Source organism: Anaerobutyricum soehngenii (assembly GCF_009697165.1).
Taxonomy (GTDB): Bacteria; Bacillota; Clostridia; order Lachnospirales; family Lachnospiraceae; genus Anaerobutyricum; species Anaerobutyricum soehngenii.
Genome location: NZ_VULP01000064.1, coordinates 1 through 1,656 on the forward strand (window position 1 = coordinate 1; position 1,656 = coordinate 1,656).

The 1,656-nt window shown below is 32.0% G+C and carries 1 protein-coding gene, 1 tRNA gene and 1 rRNA gene; 2 read left to right on the forward strand and 1 reads right to left on the reverse strand.

Annotated elements, in window-relative coordinates; translation table 11 throughout:
* Together FYJ25_RS14295 and FYJ25_RS14300 are read left to right on the forward strand one after the other, a co-directional pair.
* A 23S ribosomal RNA gene (locus FYJ25_RS14295) occupies positions 1–139 on the forward strand; the annotation flags it as partial.
* 71 nt (positions 140–210) lie between these two features.
* A tRNA-Trp gene (locus tag FYJ25_RS14300) sits at positions 211–281 on the forward strand.
* A 261-nt stretch (positions 282–542) separates the two neighbouring features.
* On the opposite strand, the gene FYJ25_RS14305 is transcribed toward FYJ25_RS14300, so the two are convergent.
* Complete coding sequence (locus tag FYJ25_RS14305; protein ID WP_154581600.1) at positions 543–1,400, reverse strand: HNH endonuclease; 858 nt, start codon at positions 1,398–1,400, stop codon at positions 543–545.
* Positions 1,401–1,656: the final 256 nt, after the last annotated feature.

A 1,656-nucleotide genomic window follows, 5' to 3' on the forward strand; every position in this document is an offset into this window, starting at 1 on the left:
GTGAAGCCCCCCTCAAGATGAGATATCCAGACTCGAAAGAGTGAGAGACCCCTTAGAGACGATGAGGTAGATAGGGCAGAGATGGAAGCACAGTGATGTGTGGAGTTGACTGTTACTAATCGGTCGAGAGCTTGACCTTAGAAAGTTATTGGAATAGAAAAAAGATAGTTTGTGTGTAGTTTTGAAGGTACATACCTTAAAATTAAATATAGGGGATTGGTCAAATGGTATGATAGGGGTCTCCAAAACCTTTGGTGGGAGTTCGATTCTCTCATCCCCTGTTGACTAAGAGGTCAGAAACCTTGAATTTTCAAGGCTTCTGGCTTTTTTCATTTTCTGGATAATTCCAATGTAGTCAAGTATCTAGTCAAACAGGAATCATTCCTAAAATGAGATAGCATTTTCAATCTGTTTTTCCTTATTTTTCGTTGTTTTATTGCTGAAATAATATAACGTCCGTTCTGTCAAGGACTGCCCTGACGGCGTATCGGCTACGCCTTGTTCCTTGACATCAATAGGTGTTGGAATAATATTAATTGTAATTATTCATTGCTTGTCAAATGTTTATTATGTACAATAGGAATAATGTCTGAAGAATCGTTTGTAAAAGCTAAACCGTTATTAGTTTTTACTATTTTTCGATATCCACCGTTATGATAATGAAGCATTTTGTGATGATTAGGACAAACAACAATCAAATTATTTAAACGGTCTAAAGTTCCTTCTTCATCATATTCCTCCGAAAGATTTTTGATGTGGTGTACTTCGACATATTTTGTTCCATCTTTTTTTTGAATGGTCATTTTTTGATTTTCTGTACAAAGTTGACATTCATATGAATAAAATTCTTTAAGCCTATTTATTAATAGATGATTTCTCTTTATTTTTTCATTTGAAGAAATCTTTTTTTCAATTTTCTCGTTTTCAACACTAAGAATTTTATTTATTTCTCCAGACAATTCAATTAAACTATTCCGTCCTTTAGAACGTGTATAACCTAATAATTGTATATAGTCATCTAAAGTCATATTATTTTGTTGTGCTATATTATACAGAGTTTGATATATTGGCTCTTGAGATGATATATATACAGTATTGGGATTTTCTACAATGTACTTTTTTAATTCGTTTTTATATTTTTCGTTTTTTCGTTGAGAAACATAATTATAATCGTATTTTGATTTTTTATATCCATAATAATCAAGAAAATCTTCTAATGACATTCCGCAACGTGAGGCATAATTACGAATCCACTGATTTTCGGGTGATGAACTTAAATATACCAGTCCATCTATTATATGTTCTTCCAAAAAATTGATTATTTTTGAATCTCTGTTGGTATCTCGTTCTGTTAAATATCCCTTAAATCCTAAAAAATTAGCATATTCTGCTGAAGACATTTTTCGGACACGAGATGCTTTGGTAAATAATTTTTTTGAAATTTGAGTTAACGCAATGTGCGGTTCTTTTAAGATACTATCAGTCTCACTGATTTCAAGTACCTTATAATCAAGTTCATTATATATCCATCGGTGCTAGAATATAAATAGTACAAGTCAAAATGAGAATTCCTAATCTAATATTTCATGGTACAATGTAGGTACCGCACTGAAGGAGGATCTCATTATGGCAAAGCACTATGACAAACAGTTTAAA